This is a genomic window from Treponema sp. J25, from assembly GCF_004343725.1.
GTDB lineage: Bacteria > Spirochaetota > Spirochaetia > Treponematales > Breznakiellaceae > J25.
The window spans coordinates 23,321-46,740 of record NZ_PTQW01000033.1; the positions used below are offsets into that span (position 1 = coordinate 23,321).

Consider the following 23,420-nt stretch of genomic DNA (forward strand, 5'->3'; position numbering starts at 1 on the left):
CACAAAGCAATGTATTGCGCTTGGGATGGTATTAGGTACGGAGACCACACATCCCTTAGCATACCAGTTTTCTTCAAAAAATGGAAGTAAAAAATAGAATAAAATATGTTTAGGACTTGTCACCCAACCTATAGCGTGTTATAATACATTTGAAAAATAAAAAACTCTATATATAGAGTAGTATTTTTCCTATAGATGGATAAGGAATAGAGAACGTATGCGATGCCCCCACTGTGGTAGTTTTAACGATAAGGTAGTGGAATCCCGGACCCTTGCCAATGGGGAATCGATTCGGCGACGCCGAGAATGCATTGACTGTGGCTATCGATTTACGAGCTACGAGCGTATCGAAGATAAACAGTTTATGGTCATCAAACGGGATGGCCGGCGAGAACCCTTTGACCGGGCGAAAATAGAACGGGGTGTCCAACGGGCCCTTGAAAAGCGGCCTGTTTCCCAGATGACCATCGAAAACCTGGTAAATGAAATTGAAGATGCCGTAGCTATCGCAGGGAAGGCAAACCACGAAATTCCCAGCACTGAGATTGGCGAACTGGTCCTGAAAAAACTCGGAGAAATCGATAAAGTGGCGTACATCCGCTTTGCTTCGGTATATCGCCATTTTGAAAATCTGGATGAATTTGTCCAGGAAATTCAAAAGTTAGGAGGAAAAGCATGAAAGAATCCTTGTTTCCAGAACTCCAACAGGGAGAAAGGGGGGAAAAACCGACCCATATGTCGGGAACGGCGCCCTGTAAATTCGTAGTAAAACGATCCGGCGCTATCGAACCCTACAATCGGGATAAGATCCTTTCGGCGATAACCAAGGCATTTATGGCGGTAAAAGTACCTGAAGCATCACCCGATGGACGAGGTAAAGCAGAGGCAATCACCGACCGGGTAGAAGAATTGCTACGGCTGCTTATGGCCAGCAGGCATCCCAATTCTATCCCGGCAATTGAAGAAATTCAGGACCTGGTAGAAACGGCCCTTATCGAAGCAAAAGAAACGGCGGTAGCCAAGGCCTATATTCTGTATCGCGCTCGCCATGAAGCAATCCGGGATGCCAAAAAACTCCTCCTCGATATCGACGCCACCATGGATGGGTACCTTCAGCAATCGGACTGGCGGGTTAATGAAAATGCCAATGTAAACTTTTCTCTTGGAGGCCTTATCCTGCATAATTCGGGGACTATTACCGCCCATTACTGGCTAAAGAATATTTACACTCCCGAAATAGCCGAAGCCCATCGGAATGCGGATTTTCACATCCACGATCTCTCTATGTTCTCGGGGTACTGCGCAGGCTGGTCCCTGAGGCAGCTTATACAGGAAGGGCTTGGGGGGGTAAAGGATAAAATAACCTCTAAACCGGCAAAACATTTAAGCACCCTCATGCAGCAGGCGGTTAATTTTCTGGGCTGCCTTCAGAATGAGTGGGCCGGAGCTCAGGCCTTCAGTTCTTTTGATACCTATGTGGCCCCCTTTGTAAAACAGGACAAATTGAGTGATAAAGAGCTCAAACAGTGTTTGCAAAGTTTCATTTTCGGGGTAAATACGCCGAGCCGCTGGGGTAGTCAAGCGCCCTTTACGAACATAACCCTTGACTGGACCTGCCCTGAGGACCTTAAGGATCGACCCGCCATCGTGGGTGGGGTGGAAATGCCCTATACCTACGGGGATTGCCAGGAAGAGATGGACCGGGTAAACCGGATGTTCATCGAACTTATGCTCGAAGGAGATGCGGCGGGCCGGGGCTTCCAGTACCCCATACCAACCTACAACATTACCCGGGATTTCCCCTGGGAGAGCGACAATGCACGCCTTCTTTTTGAAATGACCGCCCGGTATGGAACGCCCTATTTCCAGAATTTTGTCAACTCCGACCTGAACCCGGGAGATGTCCGTTCCATGTGCTGCCGACTGCAGTTGGATAAACGGCAATTGCGAAAACGGGGGGGAGGCCTCTTCGGTTCCGACGAACTTACGGGGTCCATTGGAGTGGTTACCATTAATCTCCCCCGTATTGGGTACCTTGCAAAAGATGAGGCGGACTTTTTCAAACGGCTTGGGAAATTGATGGACCTGGCAAAAGAAAGCCTGGTAATCAAACGAAAGGTTATCAACCGACTTCTGGAAAGCGGTCTGTTCCCCTATACAAAGCGGTATCTCCACACCTTAGAGAACCACTTCAATACCATTGGACTCGTGGGCATGAACGAATGTCTCCTGAATTTCTTCGGTAAGGACGTACACATCGCAACCCCCCAGGGACAGGCCTTTGCCCTTAAGACCCTGCACTTTATGCGCAATCGTCTGGCCGATTACCAGGAAGAAACGGGGGAACTCTTTAACTTGGAAGCCACCCCTGCCGAATCAACCTCCTATCGGCTGGCGCTCCATGATAAAAAGCGATATCCCGATATCATTACGGCGGGAACTCGAGAACCCTACTACACCAACTCTACCCAGTTACCGGTCATGTACACCGATGATATTTTCGAAGCCCTGGATCTACAGGAGCCCCTTCAGACCGCCTATACGGGGGGGACCGTCTTCCATGCCTTCCTGGGAGAGGCCATCGACGATTGGAGGGTATGCCGGGACCTGGTACAAACCATTGCCCATAATTATCGGATCCCCTACTTTACTATCTCTCCGACCTTCTCGGTGTGCCCCGTCCACGGGTATCTTAAGGGAGAACACTTTACCTGTCCCCTTTGCAAACAAGAAAGAGAAGAAGCCCTTCGGGAACGAATCCTTAATCTTGAAAAAGAGCGGGAAGCCCTTATGGTTGCAGGATGAGCCCATCTTTTTATCGTTCCAAGCCCCTTCACAGGTTTTCCTAAAAACCTGTGAAGGGCTGTTAAAAAAGGGAGGGATTTGTAGTGTGCCATAGCTGTACGAAGAACGTACAGGGAATATAAAAAGGGGGGCCATGCCCCACCAAAAACAACACGGGAGGACAACGATGAGGACACTTGCAGACATTGAACGGGAACTGGCGGAACTCCGGGAAGAACTTGCCCACGTCGAGGGAACCCCTACTGAAGTGTATACCCGGATTGTAGGCTATTACCGTTCGGTGCGGAACTGGAATATTGGTAAAAAAGAAGAATACAAAGAGCGCCGCCTTTTTACCGTCTCCGAATCTACCCTAGAGAAAAAGAGCCAAAAGGAAGAAAAAAAACCAACTATAGCGAGGGAGGCCTCTCCTTCTCTGGCCCTTTTCCCCGAAGAGACGGCGATTTCAACAGCAGGAGTGAAGGTCCTCCTTTTTATTCAGAATAAGTGTCCAGCCTGCCCGCCTGCAAAGGCGGCCGTAGAAGAACTCGGTATAGCCGCGGAATATATCGATGCGGGAACGCCGGAAGGGATGGAACGGGCCCGAGAATACGGCGTTTATAGTACCCCCACGGCCATCCTTTTGGATGGGCAAGGAAAAGAACAAGGCCGGGCCACTGATGCCTCTTCAATCCGAAAGTGGGCTATTTTAGTAAACGCTGAACAGCCAGTTTTATCAGCGGCGGTATAAAACCGCCATAGGGGCGCATACCGATATGGCTACGCCTTTACCCTCATGGACCCAATCCACGAAGGTGGGACTGCGGAAACTGAGTCTTGTGGACTATCCGGGGAAATTAGCGGCGGTAATCTTTTTCCGGGGCTGTAACTTCCGCTGTCCCTGGTGCCACAACCCCGAATTAGTCCTTCTTTCTCAGGAAAACGAAGAAGAATGGATCCGTCTGGAAGAGGCCCTGGCAATTCTGGAGGCCCGTCAGAATCGGGTCCCCGCCGTAGTGATGACCGGGGGGGAACCCACCCTTTTTCCTCATTTGCCGGAACTCGTTATGCTCTTAAAGGAACAGGGCTTCTTTGTGAAACTCGATACCAATGGGAGTAGACCAGAGGTGTTGAAAAAACTCCTTTCCGCCCCTCTCGACACCCGACCGGATTATGTGGCGGTGGATCTTAAAATCGGCCTTTCCCGATATCAGGAAGTACGCCCCCTCCCCACAAGATCAGAAGGGGCTACAAAAACAACCAGTCCCGAAGATATACCCTTTTTCCTTAGAGAAAGCTGTGAAATGGTACAAGCCAGTGGGATAGCCCACGAATTTCGCACCGTCATACTCCCGGAAGGCTTCACCACCGAAGGGGATATTGAAGAACTAGCCCCCCTTGTCGGCAATAGTCCCTGGTATTTTACCCCCTTTCGGGGTGGACACTGTCTTGATCCCCACTGGGAAGGCACCGCCGATACCACAAGCGAACAGGTCCAGAAACTAGCAAACCTCGCTCAATCTCTGGGGAAGGATGTCCGGCTCAGGGGCCTGGGGGGCTAAGCTTTTTGGGTAAGCCCAACATTGTAAAAAGTGGGTTTTTTGCGATTTATCCCCCATCACTCGTGAAAACGCTTCCATTGCCATTTCAAAAGATAGCACCCCGAATCCACCGTACCTTTCGGAATACCGAGTACCTGAGCTACCTCGTTATTAGAGGCGGAAGTCCTGAGGGACTGACAACGGCGAGTTACCGCCTTTAGTCTTTGCTCTAACTTCGCAAGGCGCTCTTCTATTATCTTTCTCTTATGCTCTGATAGATCAGGATGGGCAAGCTCCCGTTTTAACAGCAGGATCCTCAATGTATAGCGCTGTTTCCGTTCTGTAAGGGTATCTATCCAGATATCATGGCGCTCCCTTACCTTTTTTACTTTTTCTATCAAAGAAAAAAGGGCCTCCTCTTTCATCCCCAGGCGCTGAGCAATGCGACGGGCAAAATCATCGGAAATATAACGATAACATTTTAACACCAAGAATAAAATATGTTGTTTATTTAACCTTTTGCCTTGAAAACCAGTACCAGAAGTATCTCCCTGTGGAGGGTCCCCAGTTTCTTCTTCAAGGGCCACCGGTTCAGCTACCATAGGCTCGGTTTCACAGGTTAATTTCCAATACAGTTCCTCCATGGTTTTACCTTTTTTCTCTGTCCGGTGATACCCCTTTACTCCCCACTGAATCCACGAATACAGATAGGCACTAAAGGAAGAGCCCACCTCTTTGTACTGTTCTATGGCCCGGCGAACATAGGGAAAAAGCTCGGATACCAGGTCCAGTCGATCCTCCTGAGACATATGGGCTAAACGAAAACGGGCCGGATAAGTACATAGTAACGAAAAAATAGAACGTTCTAGACTGCTCCGTTCTATTTTCCCCTCTTGGTACTGTCGGTATAATACATCAAGATCTTCCATAAATGACATCCTCCCTTACTGTTTTCCTATGATAGGAAAATTGTATTTGTAGAGGAGAAAGCACAGAACATGCCAGACAGAGCAGAAACCTAGGAGATAACACAATTTTTTATTAAATCATTATAAAGAAAACAGATAGAAATAGCAACAACTATAAAAATCATGGAGATTTTAGAGATTCTGTTACATTTTGTTACAAAATCCAGCAATCAATATTCTTAGTGATTTACAACGCCTCTTATTTATCGTAGAGATTTTAGAGATTTTGATACACTTTGTTACAAATCAGGATAGCGAATCATTATGATCTATCCTACTTTCGGTTAATTTTCGATATAAGCCGAGGATAGAATCTTCCTGTCGTATCAAAGGCAGCTACGACAGGAAGCAAGAGAGAGTAATCCGCCAATGACGGCTTGGGCTATACCATCAAAAGACTATGCCGAGGGGGCTTACGGAGAAATCGTAAAACATTCTTCAAAGGCGGCAACTAAAGTTTCTTTGAGTTCCGAGACTGTTCCCTTTGTAAGGAAGCCCGCCGCCTGCCGATGGCCACCTCCACCAAATCGGGCCGCTATACGAGAAACATCGATACTGTCCCGGGAACGCAAGCCCACGGTACAGGTTTCGGCGCTTTCCTGACGAAGTACCGCGATAGCCTCCACTCCCCGCACCGATTGTAGTAGCTGATACAGCATATCCGAATCCCGACCCTCAAGGCCAAATTCCTGGGAGTCTTCCAGCGTTTCGTAGGACACAAGCAGCTTTCCCCCATAATACGATTGGGTTCGCAGCAGCAATCTTCCCAAAAGGAAGCGAGAATCCAGGCTTTTCCCGCCGTTAATCCATTGGAAGATTTTTTTTGGGCTAGCCCCGGCCTGTACCAGGCGAGCCACGGCTAAAAAGGTTTCTTCACTACCTACATCCAGGTGCCGAAAAAATCCCGTATCGGTGCAGAGGCCGAACAAAAGAAGTTCCGCTTCTTCTGTGGTCGGGGTAAGCCCCAGGGCTTCGATGATATGGAGCACCAAAAATGTCACCGAAGGAGCCGTAGGATCAAGAAATATCACGGTTCCTTCCGGTTTGCCCGTTGCATGGTGATCCACTACCGCCAGGGGATAGGGTTTAAGGCTATCCATAAGAGTTCCGGTCCGCTCAAGGCTGGAGCAATCCACAATAATTACCCGGCGGTCCTGTGCCCCTGCCGGAGGAAGGGTAGCACTAAAATAGGTTTCATAGGGAAGTACCTCAGGTCGTTTAAAGGGCCCCTCATTACAGAGGATTGTTTCTTTTCCAAGACGACGAAGGACCGACGCCAGGGCCAGCTGGCTTCCCACACAATCGCCATCGGGCTCTTTGTGGCCCGCCACAACAAAGGTACTCCCCTCCTGTATAAACGACAAAAGAGACGGTAACTGAGGATAGGTTTTCATAACGGTCTTTTATTCCTTACATTCGTAACAGCTCATACTGACGTTCTTTACCCGACACATACGGCCGGCCTTCCCAGATATACACATCGATTTCAGTACGGAATCCAAAACGCTCAAAATATAACCCCGGTTCTATGGAAAAACAAGAGCCATCCAGGAGCAGCCGATGGTCGGGGAACTCAACGCTATCAAGGTTAACCCCTGAACCATGACATTCCGTATCAATTCCGTGGCCGGTCCGGTGCTTAAGAGCAGAACCCACCCCCCGTTCCACAAAGAATTCCCGGACAACCCGATCTACCTCTAAGCCCTGGGGGCGCCGTCCCGACGAAAGACTCGCCGATATAAAGGATAGGGCCCGTTCCCGCCCTTCGATGAGGGTCATAAAAAGATCTTCCTGTTCCTGTGTAGCAGAATTACCGTAGACGCCGACCCACGAAATATCCGCATAGATAGCGCCGGGATAGTTTTCCTTTGCCCAGAGATCAAGCTGGATAACAGCCCCTTCTCCGAGGGGTATCCCTTCTCCCCTCGGATCATAATGGGGATCCCCACTGTGGGCCCCCGCTGCCACAATAGGAGGGTGATCCGTTATAAGGCCCCTTTTGCCAAAGGAGTCTTGAATATATCGCTGAATCATTCCTTCGGTAAGGAGTTTTTTTTCTTTATAGTGATACGATATAAACGCCCAGGTGTCATGAACGATATCATACAAAGCATGGGCCGCGCGACCATGACTCTGGATCCCCTCCTGATCAAGCAAGCCCTTACAGCGCTGAATTAAGGGGGCCGCCGAAACAATCGAGATCTGATGTCGTTCCAGCCTTTTTAAAAATCCTCCATCAACGAAAGAAACAACCGGTAGGGCCTCATCCACATGGAGGGCAAGTCGCTTACCCCGCACCCTATCGAGGGCCCGTTCCAATTCTTCCTGGCTCTGATACAGGACGGTTTTTCCAGGAAGATGATCCAGAATTGTTGCTTCAATAGCATGAACTATTTTAAGGGGCTCCTCCTGGTTAAAAAGGACATATATCCAGGGGCGAGAATTGGTCTGTTTCGGCGAAATCCCGAGTAACTCATCTGCCAGCGGATCCCGATGCTTAAAATTATAAAAAAGCCAACCATCCAGGCCTTCAACCTGGATGGCAGCACATAATGAGGAAATTGATGTGGAGTCGTTCATTTAGAACTCAATCTTTAAATCGTCACTCTTAAAGTACTCGGAAAGGTTCGTTCCCTGAGGCAGAATACCCCAGCTCTGGTGGGTCCTGCTCCGCTTTACGTACAGCCGAACATGGGCAAATTTTCCCTCTTTGTAAAACACCACAAGATAGGGCCAGGTGGTATCATTGTCCAGCATGATAAGCTCTCCCTTCCCCCCCGCAGAAGTGAACCAACGCTCGGGAAGATAGAGCCGCCCCAATTGGGCCCCACTTTTTTGATAGAGCACCATAAATCCTTCACTATACGGATAGATTTTTACAATGGGGATATTAACATAAAACATATCAGACCATTGACCGGGGGTCTTGGGATATTCCTGCACCCCTCCGCTCGTTCCTGCGGCAGGTTGAGCACCAAGACTCCCCACGAACCACCCCCCTACTATCAAGAGGCATACCAGTTGTAACCTTTTCAAGGGCAACCTCCCACACTACTACGCTTTTCATCGGAAAAATATTTTTCCTTTTCAAGTATCAGTATAAACGCCCCTGAAAGAATCTGCAAGTAATTTTCTTTAAAAAAGGAGCATCTTCCCGATGCTCCCCTGTTTAGATCTTTATCCACGCGGCCCGTTTCACTAGCTACTTACGCTTCCCCTAAGGTGGCGAGTAAAATAGCCTTAATCGTATGCTTGCGGTTTTCTGCCTCATCCCATACGCGACTCGTGGGGCCCTCAATAACCTCGTAGGAAACCTCTTCCCCTTTCACCGCCGGCAAACAATGCAAAAAGATCGTATCGGACCGGCCTGTTCGCGCCATAAGACTTTCATCCACCCGGTAGGGGGTAAGAAGACGGATCCGCTGTTCCCGTAGGGATTCTTCGCCCATGGAAACCCACACATCCGTATACAGGGCATGAGCCCCTTCTACCGCATCCCTCTCCGAAGAGACCTGAATGCTCGCCCCTGATTCCCGGGCATATTCTTTACAGAGCGCCACGGTGGCCGCATCGGGCTGGAGTTCCGAAGGACACACCACGGTATAATGAACTCCCAGTTTGGCACAGATAATCATGAGGGACCGGGCCACATTGTTTCTTCCATCACCTACAAAACAGAGTTTTTTCCCCCTACAGTCCCCAAAATCTTCTTCCAGGGTCATGATATCCGCCAGGACCTGGGTTGGATGATAGGTATCGGTAAGGCCGTTATACACCGGCACCCCCGCATATTTTGCGAGAATTTCCACCGTTTCCTGTTTAAAACCCCGGAACTCTATGGCATCAAACATCCTTCCCAGAACCCGGGCAGTATCCTCTACGCTTTCCTTCGCCCCCAACTGAATATCCTGGGTGGAAAGAAATACGGGGTGTCCCCCTTCCTCTCCGAAGGCGGTTTCAAAGGCACAACGGGTCCGGGTGGACCGCTTTTCGAACAATAACGCGAGGGTTCTACCTACAAAACGCTGATGCCGTTCTCCCCGCTGGCGTTCGGCTTTTACCTTTTTAGACAATTCCAGAAGATACCGAATCTCTTCAGCCCTATAGTCTTTCCACGTAAGGAGACTCCGTCCTCGTAACACGATTGGGTCCATATACTCCTCCGATTGTAAAATTATACAGCATTATCGTATTTTTATGCAATACTCAACATTTATCCTAAAAAGTACGAAAATGATATTACTATGTTAGAAATGTTCTTCTCCTTCCGGTATTACTCCCAGCTTTTTCGCATAAAGCCAACCATGGTCCAGGAAGTCTATGGCCTTCTCAAAGGATTTACGCAACAAGGGAAAGGGGTTGTTGGCAGGGAAGGGAAATTTTTCTGCAGCCACATAGATGATACCCAGTTTGGAGTATACCTTGAACTTACCACATGCATCGAACAGCTCAAAATCCTTCTTGATTCCTACAAAAATCAACACTTTGGGTACACCCTTATTTTGAGTTCCCAGGAAAGCATCGTTGACAATAATGCTCTGTTAAGTAAGCTTATCCATTCCTATCCCTATCAGGGCAGCATCTGGTGTAACACAGAAATTAAAGAACACCTTTCCTATTTCTTTGAAATTGAAGAAAATGAGTATGAGGGGAAATTCTTTTTTCTTAAGGAACGAAAAAAACAGATAGAAAAGAATATTATTTCTTTACTCCCCGCAGAAGAAGAATCGTTCCAGAAATTTTTCCAGAAACCGGAAAAGTGTACGATCTTTATTAACCAGAATTCGATTTTTTTATCCTATCTTGTTTCTACATTTATACAAAAACAAAAAGAAAACTCTGCCCACTGTATTCGGGTTCCCTTTGGTATTACCAGTGGTGGAATAGGAAGACTCTATTTAAGTCTGGAGCAGTATCTTCAAGAAGAAGAAAAAAAGAAGCTCTCCTACCTCATGCCCCAATTGTATCGTTCTTTTGTTTCTAAAGCCCTCTTAGAACGTAGCACAGAATTATTTTATCAGGTATTTCAAAGACTTACTGAAACAATCGAGATCAAACAGGAAGAACTCTATCTCTTCTTAGAGAATATCCATCTCGCAAGTCCCCAAATTTTTCCGTTCCTGGTTTCTTTGATTGAAAAACTCCAGCACCACCCACGGGTTCACATCATTGGGACCAGTACCACAAAGCATAACCTTCTTTTTTTGCAGCCCCTTAATCCTCAGGGTATAACGATTCAAAAAAACATATGGATAGAAAAAGACAGAACCATTCTCTCTTCTTCTGATATAGTGATGTATTGGTATTTAGTATACGTTTTAAAAGATTTTTTCCCTCCCCCTATGTGTCAGGCCATTATACGAAAGACAACTATTTTATCTGAGCAAACGATAGAAAACACCCTTTCCCAGTTAGTTCAAGAGGGTTTTCTGTTTTCAAAAGAAGTTCCCTACGCTCCCGAAGAACTTCTTATACCCTTTATTCTAAAACACCTGGAAAAAGAACAAGTCACGCTACAGGCCTCGCTTATTACAATCCTGAGAAACCACATCAAATCCGGTCAGATCCTCGCGTCGGGAACGCTCCTCAGAAAGCTTATTCATTTTCAAATTCCTATATCCCAGGACCTTTTAATCCAGGCTATCATTCAGGATCTGTACGATGAAATAGAAGAGGAACTTTCTTTCCTTAAACAAGAGGGCCATATCGATGATCTTCTTCCTGAAAAGGATCGGTACGCTTTAGAATACATTATTACCACCAGCACCCACCTATTTTCAGGGAATGAGCACAGCATAAAAAGTGCTCTTGCCTACCCTCTTCCCGATCAATATCCTTCACCGTGGTACGAGTCCTTTGCATATACAAATCGGGCCCTTTTAGAACTGGCCTTCTATAAAAAAGAAGAGGCCCTGCTCCACATAAAACACGCCCTTTTGGAAGGCCAGCGACGCCTCCCCGACTTTTTGCTTTCCCGAATATACCGCGTCTTTGCCCTGGTAGAACTGCAACACGAGCATGTCCAGGAAGCCCTGGAATATATTTCGTTTTCTATCGAAACTGCAAAAAATTCCTCCCTGGTGCCAGAACGGTTCCGTACCTTTTTTTATGCGGCGGTGATCTCCTTTCTGTATGGCAACTATTCCCGGGCCCTGTACTACCTTACTCAAAGTAAGATGCTTGCCGAAGAGGCCCATCTTTCCGAATGGCTTAAGACCTGTATTTTTTTAGAGGGACGAATTTACTTTGAGACAGGGAAGTATCGCCAGGCCTACCATACCTTTTCTCAAATTGAAGAAAGCGAAGGGGCCGAATTGTGGATGTATCGGACTAAAACCTACCTCCATAATCAAACAAGCATTGGACAGATACAAAAGAACGAAAAGGGATTTTTCCAGATAGAAGCGGCCTTCTTTAAGGGCCTCTATGAGGAAGTACAGGCTGCGACGGAAATTCTTGAGGGGGCTTTTCAAAAAGAAAACTTTTTATATACCGAACAACCTGATAGAGAACAAAGCTTTGCCCATGTAGAAGTTCTCTTAGCCCCTCGGCAACATATGATGGCAAAACTGACCACTGGCTATACTATCCTTGCCTCATATAAAACCCACCAACTGGATATAAAAACTGCTGTCAGCCAGATGGAAGAACTCCTTGCCTCCTGCGCCTCCGAATTCGACGGTCCCTTTGAGATGATAAACCTTTCGCTATATATCGAATTACTCAAAGATAGTTCTCCCAATCTCCTCGATTTTGACACTGCCCTGAGCAAAGCCTTTAAGCGACTCCAAACCCGAGCAAGTCGGATAGACGATTACACTATGCGAGAATCCTATCTCTACCAATCCTACTGGAACAGCCGTCTTATGGAAGCGGCAAAGGAACGAAAGCTTTGTTAAAGAAAGACATATACCGGTTTTATTTTCAACTGTTCGCTGATTCCTAGACTAAAAAAACGATTGTGAGTATAATATTTCCATTGATTTCCGGTACGGAACTTCCGGGGAAGAAAGCCACGACTACCCCCGACCAATCCAGCACGATAAGAGAGGATAGTTATGATTCGAGGCGGAGATATCGCCAAAGGAACCTGTCTCCTACAAAAAGGAGTACCTTATATCGTTGTAGAACGAGAATTTGTAAATCCTGGGAAAGGCGGCGCCTTTGCCCGGGTAAAAATGAAGAGCCTTAAGGATGGGAGCGTCCTTACCCAGACCATCCCCACCCAGGCGGAAGTAGAGGACGCCCAGGTGGACATTCATTCCTGCCAGTATCAATATGCCGATGGGGAATACTATCACTTCATGGACAACAACACCTACGATCAATTCGAAGTTCCCATCGCGGGGATGGAAGACAAAAAATACTACCTTAAAGAGGGAGAAACCTACGATCTGCTCCTCTGGGAAGGACAGGTGATCGACATCAAGATTCCCTACAAGATTGTGTTTACCGTGGTAGAAAGCGAAAACTACGTGAAAGGGGACACCGTCTCGGGGGCCACGAAACCGGTCGTTACCGAGACGGGCCTGACCGTCCGGGTCCCCCTCTTTATTAAGCAGGGCGAAAAGATCCTGGTGAATACCGAAACCAACGAATACGTGGAGCGGGTAAACGACTAAGGGAGCGCCGAAGGCGCCCACCAAGGCACATCGCTAAAAAAATGAAAAGCCCCTCGTCGTGAGGGGCTTTTTTCTGGGACCCCACGGAGGGGCCCCTGCCCCTCGCCCCGGGGCCGCCCGGGGGAGCGCAGGTTCCGACCACGGCTTTCCGGCCCCGAGCTGGCCCCTCTTCGGCAGCAGGGGTCCCGACCGCAGCGGGCTGTTACAAACACCGGGCGTGAGCGGGGAAGGCCCCAAAGGATTTCGCCGCCGACAGGGTCCCGAGGGCGCCCCTTTTGTTCCAGGGCGGCGTCCCCAGGGATTTCGCCACCGGCGTGCCTGCCCTTGTTTTAGGGCGGTCCTCCAAAAGGGGCGCCAGGGCCCGAGCCGCTTGCTACTGTTTTGTATAGGCGTAGGCACTCGGACTTGTTTCGTCCCCAAAAATAAGGATGTTGCCATTGTAAATGGTAACCTTAGCTGAATACGATTGAGAGCCCATTGTCATAGTAAGAGTGCCGTTACTGTAGATGTAGGTAGCGGCTCCTTCTTGAGAGGGGAGCCCAAAAACGCCCGTGGTACTTTCGTAGATTTTTACGGAAAAGGCTCCAGTAGCCGAGAAAATGTACACGTACTTATAATACGTGGGCGTATAGGTTCCAGTGGTACTATTATCATACTTGGGATAAACATAGGTTACACTCCAGGTGCCTACAATGCCCGAGGGTGTACCTTCGGCAACCATAAACGTTTGTATATACAATTGATTTCCGATAATAAGAATGGGAGCTTTTTCTATATAATTAGCAGGGGTATCCCACCACGTTTCCGTTCCCGTAAGGGCAAATTGATTCAAGGAGGCAGACTGTTTTTCAACCCGGGTCAGCATCCCCGAGGTATCAAGGGAATAGGTGCCCTTATACGCGGAGTAGCCATGACTGCCACTGGAACTATCATAACTATCTCTTAACTCAAGCCAGGTGCCATCGGCGTAAAAGGTAATCTGGAAGACAGTTGTATACCCACCCGAATAGGTTCGGGTGGTTTTCCAGGTTCCCAGAAGCTGGGATGTGGTAACGGTAGGAACACCGGAACTTCCCCCCTGGAGCCCCGTGTCACATGAGGCAACCAACAGGCTAAGAACTATAGGAAAGAAAGAAAGAAAGAAAGAAAGAACGTTTCATATCTGTTTTTCCTCCTTATGGTTATACTATCGCGGGGCGAAACCCGCTTTCTGTATCATCACTATAAGGGGGAGATACCCTTTTTGACAAGGGTAAGACCAAAAAAATGAAAGGCCCCTCGTATGGCGGAGGCTTTTTTCTGGGACCACCGCGGGCGCCCCCTTTGTTCCAGGGCGGCGTCCCCAAGGATTTCGCTCCCGGCGTGCCCGACCTTGTTCCAGGGCGGTGGCCCCAAGGGGTGCCCCATTGAGGGGGCGCTAGGGCCCGAATGAAGGGCCTATTGTGTTTTTTGGCGTAGCCGGGGGGTGTTTCTTTTAAAAGCAGCGGCCCCGTTCTTTGCGGGGACAGGCGTTTTTCGTGCACTGGTAGCATATTTCATTGGGGAGTTCCCCCTTTTCAAAATACAGCTGGATATTGCTCAGGGTGGTCCGGGCTATAGCCTCCAGGGCTTCTCGGGTAAGAAAGGCCTGGTGCCCCGTGATAAGCACGTTGGGAAAGGTTAAGAGCCGGGCCAGCACATCATCCTGGATTACCCGATCCGAGTGGTCCTCGAAAAAGTATTTATCCTCCTCTTCGTACACATCCAGGGCCGCCCCACCGATGGTATTCGTCTTAAGCCCTTCAATAAGGGCCCGGCTATCAATCAGGGCCCCCCGACCGGTGTTCAGGATGATAACGCCCCGCTTCATCCTCCTAATAGCCTCGGCATTGATAAGATGCCGGTTTTCCGGCGTAAGGGGACAGTGAAGGCTAATGACATCAGCCCGTTCAAAAAGTTCATCCCGGCCTACATACCGAATACCCCGTTCTTGAGCCCAGGCTTCCTGAGGATAGGGATCGGTAGCAAGTACCTCCATCCCAAAACCCCGGAGAATCTCGGCGGTAATCCGACCAATCTGGCCCGTACCAACGATACCGGCGGTCTTGCCATACAGGTCAAAGCCGACAAGACCGGTGAGGCTAAAGTTCCCCTCCCGGGTACGGATATAGGCCTTATGGATCTTCCGGTTCAAGGTTAACAAGAGGGCCACCGTATGTTCTGCCACCGCGTGGGGAGAATAGGCGGGGACCCGGACCACATGGATTTTTCCCCACACCGCCTGGAGATCCACATTGTTGTAGCCCGCGCAACGCAGGGCGATAAGCTCAATTCCTTCTTTTGTCAGGATCTCCGCGGTGGTTTTGTCGATTTCGTCATTCACAAAGGCGCACACCGCATCATAGCCTGCCGTTAGGGCGGCCGTATCGGGCCCCAGCTTCATCGGAAAGTATTTGATATCGATAGGATACTCAGCCCTATGGGCTTCAAAATATTCTTCGTCGTACGGTTTGGTGTCAAAAAACGCAACCCGTATCAGTCGTTTGTCTTTCATGCTAAACCTCCTCCTCGCTCGACAATCTGGAACCTGCCCTGAGAGATGCAGGGGCCCCAGGCCCCCTTCACCTTAACAGTCGGTCCTTTCATCTGTGCAATAGACGACTTTTTTAGTCATCTATTATTCAATAATAAAATATCGATTTAAATAGGGCATGTCAAGGGGAGAATCCCTGAGGGGCACCGGAAAACAGTACCCGCTGCCATGAGCGCATCTGTACAAGATAAGGAGGTGTGGTAAGCTCGGTGGCGGAGGATACGAGCATGAAGCGATACACCGAGGGTGAGCGGCGGGCCCTCCTCGCCGAATTAGGGACCAGCGGGAAAAGCCTGCGGGAGTTTTGCGAAGCGCGGGGTCTTAACCAGAGAACCGTCCAGCGATGGCAACGGGAAGCGCAGCAAAGGAAGAGAATACAAAAGAGGATACGGAAAAGGGCTTTCCCCATCCTCTTTACAGGTTTTCAGCGATCAAAGAAGCATACAGAGGATCAGGGGTAGGACTATCCACGAGGCGCTCTAACACATGGCCCACCGAAAAGGGAGGAATAACCAGACGCTGGATGGAACCATCAGGATACCTCAGGATCCCCTGGCCAGGCGTTTCAAGCCGCAGGGAACTGTACTGTTCGCCGGCAAACTCAAAGGTAGCCGTAAAGGGGCCTTCAGTCGGTGAGAGAATTACCTTCACCGTTTCACTTTCCTCATATGAGGAAAGGCGCTCCTTACACCAGCGGGCAAAGAGGGCCCCCTGCCATTCGCTTTTACTGTGCACCGTGATACGCCGAATATGGGCAAGCTGCTCATGATAGGGGGTCATAAAAAGCCGGGACAGGGCAAAACGATGGGGCCAGAGGAGTTCCCAGGTCAGGTCCACCAGGGGGTACCCCGCGGTGATAAGGGTTCGCAGGTGGCTGAGGTAATCGGCCCCCTTCATTCCCAGTTTTTGAATATCCTCTGCACTTTCGAAGACAATCACATCGGATCGCTGAATACAATCGTATTGACAGGACGCCAGAAGAGAAGTAGGAAGGCGCCAATACAAAAGGACCGGCAGTTCCCGTATGGTAAGGCCCCCCCACACCCGACCATAGTAGGCGTGATCGTCCGGGGTTTCGATGTAGATATCTTCAAGGCACACCCCCCGATTATGACGATCCAGGGAACAACGGGCTTCTATCCAGTAGCGGTTTTCTCCCGGACTATTGCCCCGCAGGTGCACCACCCGAACAGGACGGCGTCCCAAAAGGGTGTTGATATGCCCATCCAGTACGGAGGCATCCTGGAAGGAAGAAAGTCCCACGATGGTGGCACTCATAGCCCGGGCATTTGAGCCGGTGGCTTCTTCTACCTTTCGGTACAATTCTTTTTCGATCAGCGAGGACTTCAAGGGTATCATAGGGGTCTCCAGCGACTTCCAATAGTCTGACTCATCTGAGTAATTTCTGCGGGACCGGCGCTCCCCGCTTCATAGGTATAGAGGGGAACCCGATTCTCTTCCCATAATTTTACGATAGGATCGATAAAGGCCCAGGAGGCCTCCACTTCGTCCCGTCGAGTAAAGAGGGTGGTGTCCCCCAAAAGGGCATCCAGAATCAACCGTTCATAGGCATCAGGAGAGGGCTGACTAAAGCCACTGCCATATAAGAAGTCCATAGAAACCCGTCGGACCCTATCCTGAAGCCCCGGTACCTTGGTATGAACATACAGGGTAAGTCCCTCATCGGGCTGAATCCGGAACACCAGAAGATTCCCCCATTCACTTCGAAAGGGAAACAACGCCACCGGCGGGGCCTTAAAATATACGGCGATTTCCGAAAGCCGTCGGGAAAGGCGTTTACCCGTCCGTAACAAAAAGGGAACCGAGGCCCATCGCCAGGTGTCCACGTAGGCGGTAAGGGCCGCAAAGGTTTCGGTGGTACTGTCGGGCGCCACCCCTGGTTCTTCCCGATAGGCAGGAACCGGTTCCCCATCGATATAGCCCGATCCATACTGGGCCCGTAAGGTTCGTTCCTGGACGGTCCGCCGATCGATAGGCCGGAGGGAACGCAGCACCTTAACTTTCTCGTCCCGCACCGAATCGGAGGTAAAAGAGGTAGGGACTTCCATCGCCACAAGGGCCAGGAGTTGCAACAGATGATTCTGCACCATATCCCTGAGGGCCCCCGATTGTTCATAATAGGCCGCCCGCCGTTCTACACCTACGGTCTCCGCCACTGTAATTTCCACATGATGAATATAGTGATGGTTCCACAGGGGTTCAAAGATGGTATTCCCCAAGCGAAAGGTAGCGATGTTCTGAACCGTTTCTTTTCCCAGATAATGGTCGATGCGAAAAATCTCTGTTTCATCAAAATACTGGGCAATATGGCGGTTCAGACGATCCGCTTCACTTCCACTGCGCCCAAAGGGTTTTTCCACCACAATCCGGGCATGGGTGCCCGGACGGCGACTTAAGCCAGTTCGGCCAAGTAACTCCGTAATGGGTTCATACTGTTGCGGAGGCACCGCACAGTAGTACAGCACATCCCATTCGGGCCTCAGAACATTTTTAAGTTTTAAAAAGGAACTTTCATCCAGATCGCCCTGCACATACCGGGCATGGCTTACAAAACCTTCGTATTCCTGAGTGCTGGCAGGGATACCTTGTATGGCCTTTTGCACTTCCTGCCGAAAAGCCTCGTCCGACCAGGGGCGCCGCCCAAAGCCAATGAGGTGCCATTCTTCAAAAAATCCCTGGGAATATAACGAGAAAAGAGCGGGGTATAACTTTCGGGAGGCCAAATCCCCCGATGCTCCAAAAACCACAAGGCTAAAAGACACAGGACGGCGGGGAATTACTAGGCCTTCAGCAAAAGGATTTTCATTCATGGATTAAATATACATAAATTCGTATATAGTGACTAGTGGCAGCCTCATAAAATGGCGCTCGATAAAAGCTGCTTACAGGAACTACCTTCCATCGTGAGAACCGGTTAGTTGAAAATGAAAAAGGCTCCCTTTCGGGAGCCCTCTGGGCGATACAAGAGTCGAACTTGTGACCCCCAGCGTGTCATACTGGTGCTCTAACCAACTGAGCTAACCGCCCACATCGATACTTCTTATACCAGAGGAGCCCCGCTTTGTCAATAGAAGGTATTCTACCAGGGGCTATCCCTGCCCTTTTAACGCGCCCAGAATAACACCCCTTCTCCAAAGGAGGCCCCCGATACACATATAGGACCTTCTATTCTTTTTTAAGCACCTGGGCAACCCGTTCCAAAACCTTTTTACGGTCCAGGGGTTTTACAATGTAATTCTTTGCCCCTAACAGAAGCGACTTCTTTACCAGATCCTGTTTTCCCAGGGCGCTAATCATGATGACCTTGGCATTTTTGTCAAAATTCATGATATGTTCCAGGGCGGTAATACCGTCCATTTTGGGCATAGTAATATCCATCGTAACGAGGTCTATATTAGGAAAGAGTTCCTTATATTTTTCTACCGCCTCTTCTCCATCTCCTGCCGTGGCAACCACCTCATATCCTTCTGAGGTAAGGATCTGATTGATTTGTTTTGCCACGAACATGGAGTCATCCACCACCAATACTCGATAGGGAGTCCCATCAGGCTTTAATCCTTCCGGTTCCCGTTCGTTTATCGAAGGGAAATCCTGTTTGGTTTTCATGGCACTCACCTCACTTATACCCGTTCCCGGATAGCCACATTGATCTCGATCTTCCCCTGGGGAGTTTCCATGGGGACGATCAGGGCTTCTACCTCATGATCCGAAACCTCCATGTTATCTCCCGTAAAAAGAGCCGGCGGAGTAAGATCAAATCGAAAACCAAGATCATGCAGTTTTGTTACCGCCTGGGCGGTAATCATGTTTGCCAGTTCCGTAATTGTTGCTTTTACCAGTTCGTCAAAATTTGAAAGCTGTTCCCCATTCATGGCGGAAGCCACAGCCAGGGCGGTGGTTTTTGACATATCGAACATGACCCGACCTTCCACATCTCCTGCAAGACCTACCAGGGCTGCCACACCGAGGACCGGCATGGTCGTCGACTTTAAATATAGCTCTCCCCGACGAATATCGGCCTGCAACACTTCTTTAAGCACATTAAATGCCGCTTCTACAAAGGGGTTAATGTATTCCACTCTCATGGATTTACTCCTTCTACCGGATTTCTCATCTCATAGTATATATCATTTTGCCTTACTATATAAGGCAACCGGCGCTTTACCAATGAATTGCCATTCTTCAGCCGGCAATTCCTCATGACTCCCTATTAATAAAAGGCCACTGGCCTTTAATTTTTCATCAAAATCGGAGAGAATCTTACTTTGTTCCTCAGGGCTCATAAACGAAAGGATATCCCGGGCCACAATAATATCCAGGTCCACATAGGGATTATTGTTACGAATATCATGGTACTCAAAAAGGATTGCGTCTTTAATGACCTGGTTAAAGCCATAGCCATACTTCCCTTTCACCAGGAAGGGTCGACAATACTCCGGAAACACCTCGTATTCAAAGGCCATAGTCGGGGCCGAAGAAATAGCCAACAGGTCACTATCGCTTGCCCAGATTTTTATCCGATGTTCGGGGTAGCGTTCCCGCAGTATACAGGCAAACGAGAAGGTTTCAAAGCCCTTTCCACACCCGGGATTCCAGACGGTGATGGTTTTACCGGGCATATCCGGTAACAGGCTGCGCACCGCCGCCGCATAGTCATCGCCCCAGAACTGATCCGTATAGGGTGAATAGAAGGGCTTTAAAAAGGCCTCCGCATCATCCAGATCCTTTAATTGCACCGCATCGCTGGTCTGCCGTTCCTTTTTCCATTCTTCATAGCGGGCCAGAACCCACTTTTCGTTCATCGCTGTGGTGGCAAAATGTTTCAACGCAAAGAGGGTTTCCTTAATGAAATTGACCTCTAGCGGAACGGACTGATTCGGACCTTCCCGACCCTCGCCTCGGGCGGGCGTAGTTCCTTCCATTGCCGGTGGAGTATAGAGGGGGAGCCCCTCTGCTTCAATACTGGTTCGCTTTCGTTCTTCTTCCTGAGAAAAAATCCGATTTACATCAAGGATAATATACAGGCGTCCTTGATGTTCCACCACGCCTTTTATATACCGAATGTTGATATCCCCAAATATTGGGTGAGGAGGCTGAATTTGTTCAGAGGAGACCCCTACGACTTTGTCGATGGAATCCACAATAATGCCGTAGATTTGTTCATCCTTTCGCACAATAAGGAGATTCTCCATCGCATTTTCATCTTTTTGTTCTGCCGGCAGATGAAAGAAGATACGAAAATCAATGACCGGGATTATCTCGCCTCGGAGATTATACACCCCTCGCACAAAGGCGGCCGTATTGGGAACATAGGTAAACCGATTAGCCTTGGCGATTTCCTTGACATTCATGATGTCAATACCATAGTCTTTTCCTGCCAGAGAAAAGGTAACCATTTTAAAATCTATCTTGAGGATCCGCTCTTGTTTTACTTCTCCCCCATTTTTATTTTCCTGTACCTGCAGTTCCTGTCCACTCATGGAGCGCCTCCCTCTAGCGCAGTATGGCTTCCCGGCGTTGCCGTTCTTCCCGTTCTTTTCGTAACCCTAACTCGAGCAGCTGGCTTACATCGATGATGAGAGATACCGACCCATCCCCTAAGATAGAGGCGCCGGCAATACCTGGCGAGGCGGTAAATTGATCCCGCAGGGGTTTAATGACCACATCTTCTTCCCCAATAAGGCTATCTACCATAAGGCCCATCTTTTTTTCCGCCGTCCCCACGATAACCACAAAGTAATAGTCCCGCTGTTCATCGGTTTTAATACCAAACAGTCGATTTAGCCGAAGCAGGGAAATGACATCGTTACGTACATTGAATACTTCGTAGTTGTCTATCATGCGAATGTCCGATGGCTTTATCCGGTGGCTTTCGATAACCGAGGTAATAGGAATAGAGTAGATTTCCTTTCCCACCCGAACAAGGAGCCCCTGAATAATGGCCAGCGTAAGGGGAAGTTTGATGATAAAGCGGGTTCCCCGTCCCCGTTCTGAATGGACCGTTACCGTTCCATTCAGTTTTTCGATCTGACGCCGCACCACATCGAGGCCCACACCACGGCCTGAAATATTGGTAATTTGCTTTGCCGTAGAAAAACCGGGCTCAAAAATAAGATTAAAGGCTTCCACATCGGTAAGGATCTTGTTGGGATGGATAAGGCCCCGCTCTATCGCCTTTGCCCGAACCGCTTCTACATCGATTCCCTTTCCATCGTCGGCGATTTCAATGATGATCATGTTCCCTTCGTTACTTGCCTTAAGGAGTACCGTGCCGGTTTCATTCTTGCCCGCCGCACGACGATCCTCGGGAGATTCTATACCATGATCAATGGAGTTACGGACCGAGTGCATGATGGGATCTAAGAGATCTTCGATTACCGACTTATCCAGTTCGGTTTCTTCCCCCTCTATAACAAGGTTCACCTTTTTATTAAGGCTCTTGGAAAGGTCCCGGACCAGCCGGGGGAAACGATTAAAAATCTGGCTGATGGGGACCATGCGGATCCGCATCACCCCTTCCTGAAGTTCTCCCGAAATTCGCCCCAGGTTTTGGGCGGTCGAGCGGAATTTGTTAACATGGGCCTTCAGGTTCACCTCGATGGGATCAAAGAGGGTAAAGAGATCTCCATATTTCTCCAGGATTTCTTTGCGGATTTCCTTTACGGTCCGACCCTTCTGGATAGCATCCAGATATTCCGGAAGAGTATCGAAGAGATCCTTGATTTTTTCCCGATATATCGTTTCTATACCCTGCAGTTGGGTCATGAGTTCCCCAAACTGGTTCGATATCTGATTGAAGGTCGCCTTGGTGATTACCGTTTCAGAAACCAGGTTCAGCAGGTTATCGATCCGACGGGAATCGACCCGCAGAATTGACCCCATGTCTTTCAGATTCTTCTTTTCGCCCTCCTCAGCTTGATCGCCATTCTGGCTTTCTTTTGATTCAAGCTTTGCCGTTTCAAGCACCTGGGAAGGAGAAGGGGCTATGTCTTTCTTACTGGTTGTTGGAAGAGGTTCTCTTTGCGTATCGGTCCGCGGTGGCTTTTCCGCATCTCCACTAGGAATCGAAGCTGTCGTCGGAACAGCGGCTTTTCCCGGTACGGATACTTCTTTTGTTAATTCTTCCACCGTAGCAGTGATGGTAACGTCCGGAATTTGAACGACCCGTTTAATCTCCTCCGCCGAGTGATGGGTCGCAAGGTAGTATTCCACCACCGGGAAAAAATTATCTTCGTAGAGTTGCTCAAAATCGGGGTTGGTTTTCAGAATCGTTCCCTTGTTCTTAAGGGCCGCAAAAACCTGGATTCCCCCCACCGTGTTCATGACGTTATCTTCGTTAAATGTCACCGTGACCTTGTAGATCCCCTGCCCCTCCGCCGCGTGTTGCTTCATTTCGAGGATTTCGTACTCGGAAACAGAAGCGGTGGCAACCTTGGGCCTTGCCTCTTCCTTGGGCGGAACGGATGCGGCGGCCTTCTTGGGAGAAGACCTCTTTGTCCCCTCGGCAGGTAAAAGGGCGGTAAGACGACCTTCTATCCCTGAGATATCTTCACGATAGACTTCCCCCTGCATCCGGGCATTGAGCATGGCCTTGATGATATCGATAGCCTGGAGCAGTATATCGATGACCGATTCATCGACCGTAATATTCCCCGATCGAATTGCATCAAGGACATCTTCTACAAGATGGGTAAAATGGGCCAGTTCTTGCATTTCCACCGTAGCAGCCCCGCCCTTCAGAGTATGGGCAGCCCGGAAAATCTCATCTACCGCATCTCGATTTGCCCCTTCTTGCTCTAACACCAGAATATTCTGTTCCAGTGTTTCCACCTGCATTTGGGCTTCACTAAAGAAGTCCTTCAGAAGTTCCTCGTTATTTGGATCTAAATAGTCACTCATGACGATGATAATC

General features: G+C 49.1%; 20 protein-coding genes and 1 tRNA gene. 7 read left to right on the top strand and 14 right to left on the bottom strand.

The window, feature by feature from the left end; genetic code table 11:
* Window positions 1-217: 217 nt before the first annotated feature.
* The 4 genes from nrdR to C5O22_RS10265 all read left to right on the top strand — a co-directional run bounded on the left by nrdR (window position 218) and on the right by C5O22_RS10265 (window position 4,346).
* Window positions 218-679 (top strand): transcriptional regulator NrdR, encoded by a 462-nt coding sequence (gene nrdR / locus C5O22_RS10250; RefSeq protein WP_132781517.1) that lies wholly within the window; start codon window positions 218-220, stop codon window positions 677-679.
* Window positions 676-2,805, top strand: coding sequence for a ribonucleoside triphosphate reductase (locus C5O22_RS10255; RefSeq protein ID WP_132781519.1), 2,130 nt, complete (start codon window positions 676-678; stop codon window positions 2,803-2,805). Before nrdR ends, C5O22_RS10255 begins: the two co-directional genes overlap by 4 nt.
* Window positions 2,806-2,971: 166 nt before the next feature.
* Entirely contained in the window at window positions 2,972-3,535 is a 564-nt protein-coding gene (locus C5O22_RS10260; protein WP_132781521.1) for a thioredoxin family protein, read from the top strand.
* A 25-nt stretch (window positions 3,536-3,560) separates the two neighbouring features.
* A complete protein-coding gene (locus C5O22_RS10265) occupies window positions 3,561-4,346 on the top strand; it encodes an anaerobic ribonucleoside-triphosphate reductase activating protein (protein WP_132781523.1) in 786 nt (261 codons plus the stop codon).
* Window positions 4,347-4,402: 56 nt separating this feature from the next.
* Here the strand turns inward: C5O22_RS10265 and C5O22_RS10270 are convergent, their stop codons facing one another.
* The 5 genes from C5O22_RS10270 to argF form a co-directional block, all read right to left on the bottom strand.
* On the bottom strand, window positions 4,403-5,254 hold the full coding sequence (locus C5O22_RS10270; RefSeq protein WP_165910493.1) for a sigma factor: 852 nt from the start codon (window positions 5,252-5,254) through the stop codon (window positions 4,403-4,405).
* Between the two features lie 452 nt (window positions 5,255-5,706).
* Window positions 5,707-6,687, bottom strand: coding sequence for a DHH family phosphoesterase (locus C5O22_RS10275; protein ID WP_132781527.1), 981 nt, complete (start codon window positions 6,685-6,687; stop codon window positions 5,707-5,709).
* A 16-nt stretch (window positions 6,688-6,703) separates the two neighbouring features.
* Window positions 6,704-7,873 (bottom strand): M24 family metallopeptidase, encoded by a 1,170-nt coding sequence (locus C5O22_RS10280; protein ID WP_132781529.1) that lies wholly within the window; start codon window positions 7,871-7,873, stop codon window positions 6,704-6,706.
* Window positions 7,874-8,329: a hypothetical protein gene (locus C5O22_RS10285; RefSeq protein WP_132781531.1), complete on the bottom strand. Its 456-nt coding sequence runs from the start codon at window positions 8,327-8,329 to the stop codon at window positions 7,874-7,876.
* 170 nt (window positions 8,330-8,499) lie between these two features.
* Window positions 8,500-9,447 (bottom strand): ornithine carbamoyltransferase, encoded by a 948-nt coding sequence (gene argF, locus C5O22_RS10290; RefSeq protein WP_132781533.1) that lies wholly within the window; start codon window positions 9,445-9,447, stop codon window positions 8,500-8,502.
* Window positions 9,448-9,537: 90 nt separating this feature from the next.
* Here argF and C5O22_RS10295 point away from each other — a divergent pair, with 90 nt between their 5' ends.
* Together C5O22_RS10295 and efp are read left to right on the top strand one after the other, a co-directional pair.
* Window positions 9,538-12,192: a hypothetical protein gene (locus C5O22_RS10295; protein WP_132781535.1), complete on the top strand. Its 2,655-nt coding sequence runs from the start codon at window positions 9,538-9,540 to the stop codon at window positions 12,190-12,192.
* A gap of 159 nt (window positions 12,193-12,351) precedes the next feature.
* Window positions 12,352-12,915 carry an elongation factor P gene (gene efp, locus C5O22_RS10300; RefSeq protein ID WP_132781537.1) on the top strand — a complete coding sequence of 188 codons (564 nt, stop codon included), beginning with the start codon at window positions 12,352-12,354 and terminating at the stop codon, window positions 12,913-12,915.
* Between the two features lie 373 nt (window positions 12,916-13,288).
* Here the strand turns inward: efp and C5O22_RS10305 are convergent, their stop codons facing one another.
* Window positions 13,289-14,023 (bottom strand): hypothetical protein, encoded by a 735-nt coding sequence (locus C5O22_RS10305; RefSeq protein ID WP_132781539.1) that lies wholly within the window; start codon window positions 14,021-14,023, stop codon window positions 13,289-13,291.
* 366 nt (window positions 14,024-14,389) lie between these two features.
* Complete coding sequence (locus C5O22_RS10310) at window positions 14,390-15,448, bottom strand: 2-hydroxyacid dehydrogenase (RefSeq protein ID WP_132781541.1); 1,059 nt, start codon at window positions 15,446-15,448, stop codon at window positions 14,390-14,392.
* A 236-nt stretch (window positions 15,449-15,684) separates the two neighbouring features.
* Here C5O22_RS10310 and C5O22_RS10315 point away from each other — a divergent pair, with 236 nt between their 5' ends.
* The gene (locus tag C5O22_RS10315; RefSeq protein WP_132781542.1) at window positions 15,685-15,948 is read left to right on the top strand and encodes a hypothetical protein; all 264 of its coding nucleotides are present in this window, start codon (window positions 15,685-15,687) and stop codon (window positions 15,946-15,948) included.
* Here C5O22_RS10315 and C5O22_RS10320 read toward each other — a convergent pair.
* The 7 genes from C5O22_RS10320 to C5O22_RS10350 form a co-directional block, all read right to left on the bottom strand.
* Window positions 15,902-16,846 carry an OpcA/G6PD domain-containing protein gene (locus C5O22_RS10320; RefSeq protein WP_132781544.1) on the bottom strand — a complete coding sequence of 315 codons (945 nt, stop codon included), beginning with the start codon at window positions 16,844-16,846 and terminating at the stop codon, window positions 15,902-15,904. The genes C5O22_RS10315 and C5O22_RS10320 overlap by 47 nt on opposite strands.
* Window positions 16,843-18,318, bottom strand: coding sequence for a glucose-6-phosphate dehydrogenase (gene zwf, locus C5O22_RS10325; RefSeq protein ID WP_132781545.1), 1,476 nt, complete (start codon window positions 18,316-18,318; stop codon window positions 16,843-16,845). The genes C5O22_RS10320 and zwf overlap by 4 nt, the downstream gene beginning before the upstream one ends.
* Window positions 18,319-18,461: 143 nt before the next feature.
* A tRNA-Val gene (locus C5O22_RS10330) sits at window positions 18,462-18,535 on the bottom strand.
* A gap of 138 nt (window positions 18,536-18,673) precedes the next feature.
* Complete coding sequence (locus tag C5O22_RS10335) at window positions 18,674-19,114, bottom strand: response regulator (protein ID WP_132781547.1); 441 nt, start codon at window positions 19,112-19,114, stop codon at window positions 18,674-18,676.
* Window positions 19,115-19,128: 14 nt separating this feature from the next.
* Entirely contained in the window at window positions 19,129-19,593 is a 465-nt protein-coding gene (locus C5O22_RS10340; RefSeq protein ID WP_132781548.1) for a chemotaxis protein CheX, read from the bottom strand.
* 42 nt (window positions 19,594-19,635) lie between these two features.
* On the bottom strand, window positions 19,636-20,988 hold the full coding sequence (locus C5O22_RS10345) for a chemotaxis protein CheW (protein ID WP_132781550.1): 1,353 nt from the start codon (window positions 20,986-20,988) through the stop codon (window positions 19,636-19,638).
* Between the two features lie 13 nt (window positions 20,989-21,001).
* The gene (locus C5O22_RS10350; protein WP_132781551.1) at window positions 21,002-23,407 is read right to left on the bottom strand and encodes a chemotaxis protein CheA; all 2,406 of its coding nucleotides are present in this window, start codon (window positions 23,405-23,407) and stop codon (window positions 21,002-21,004) included.
* Window positions 23,408-23,420: the final 13 nt, after the last annotated feature.